We start from the raw sequence: 1,598 nt of genomic DNA on the forward strand, positions 1-1,598 counted from the left end.
GCAGCGGCTGATGTCACCGCGGGCACGCGAGCCCAGCAAGATCCAAACGAAAGACCCTAGGGCCACACCAGCAGCACCGGGCACTCCGCGTGGTCGACCACGAAGCGGGTGGCGCGGCCGAGGCTGTGCGGTCCCGGGTGGCCGCGCTCGCCGTCCCGCGCGCAGATCAGCAGAGCCGCGTCCGCCGCGGCGCGCACAACCTCGTGCTCCGCGCGGCCATGGTGGTCGAGCAGTTCACAGGGTCGTCCGAGCCGGTGCGCGGCGGCCTCCAGCAGATCGGCCGCCGCCGTGCCCGACAGTGCTTCGAGACGGGCGCCGGGATCGCGCTCGGGCCGGTGGCCTCGGCCGAGGAGCCCTTCGTAGGCATGGTGCGCGGCGGCGACCTCGTCGTCACTCACATGGAGCAGGACGACCGCGTCGTGCGGTGCGCGCTCGCGGGCCGCGTCCACACAGGCGGGCCAGGTGGATTCGGTGATCCAGACGAGAACGGTTCCTTTCGGATCCGTTCCGGACGGACCAGTCCAGGTCTCCGACGGACCGGTCTCCGGAGAATCGGGCATCGGTACGGTCACGGCGTCAGCCTCCGACACGGGCTCATCGGCACGGGCTCGGCCGACATGGAGTCAGCCTTGGATCACTTGCAGCGTGCCCCACAGTGCCACGGTCGAAGCGACGAGCGCGGCAGGCACGGTCAGCAGGCCGAGCCGGGTGAAGTGCCCCAACTCCGGCTCGGTGGCGTGCTCGTGGAGGACACGGCGCCACAGCAGAGTGGCCAGTGATCCGACGTAGGTCAGATTGGGCCCCAGGTTGACGCCGATCAGCGCGGCGAGCACCTGTCCCGGTCCGGCGGGCGCGACGACCGGCAGCAGCGCCAGGATCGCGGGCAGGTTGTTGATCACATTGGCCAGTACGGCGGCGATCGCGGCGATCGCCAGCAGCGAGGGCAGCGACGAGCCGTCCGGCAGCAGCCGGTCGATCCCGGTGTCAAGACCGTTGTCGACCACCGCCTTGACGACCACGCCGAGCGCGAGGACGAAGAGACAGAACAGCGGTGACGCGGCCCGGACCAGCCCGGCCACCGTCGTACGGCGCTGCCGCAGCGCGCGGGCGGCGAGCACGGCCGCACCGGCGACGGCGGCCCACAGCGGTTCGATCCCGGCGAACGACGTCACCACGAATCCGGTCAGCGTCAACGCCAGTACCACCAGCGTGAACACCGGCACCTCGCGCGGCACGTCCGTCCTCGGCGCATGCGCGCCGGCGGCCAGATCGGCGGCGAAGAAGCGGCGGAAGACGACGTACTCCACGGCGATCGCGGCCAGCCACGGCAGGGCCATCAGCACGGCGAACCGGGTGAAGGAGAGCCCGCTGGCGGTGAAGGCCAGCAGATTGGTGAGATTGGAGACCGGCAGCAGCAGCGACGCGGAGTTCGCGAGATGCGTACAGGCATAGACATGCGGCAGCGGACGGGCGCCGACGCGAGCCGCGGTCGCGAAGACCACCGGAGTGAGCAGGACGACCGTGGCGTCCAGACTGAGTACGGCGGTGATGACGGCGGCGACCGCGAACACTCCGCCCAGCAGCCGCCGCGGCCGGCC

The 1,598-nt window shown here is 71.3% G+C and carries 2 protein-coding genes; both read right to left on the reverse strand.

What is annotated here, in order from left to right:
- Positions 1-56: 56 nt before the first annotated feature.
- Positions 57-560, reverse strand: coding sequence for a universal stress protein (locus tag GA0115259_RS38635; RefSeq protein WP_093605304.1), 504 nt, complete (start codon positions 558-560; stop codon positions 57-59).
- A gap of 63 nt (positions 561-623) precedes the next feature.
- Positions 624-1,598 (reverse strand): SLC13 family permease (locus GA0115259_RS38640; RefSeq protein ID WP_093605306.1); only part of this gene is annotated, 975 nt, incomplete at its 5' end.

It is taken from the genome of Streptomyces sp. MnatMP-M17 (assembly GCF_900091995.1).
Classification (GTDB): domain Bacteria; phylum Actinomycetota; class Actinomycetes; order Streptomycetales; family Streptomycetaceae; genus Streptomyces.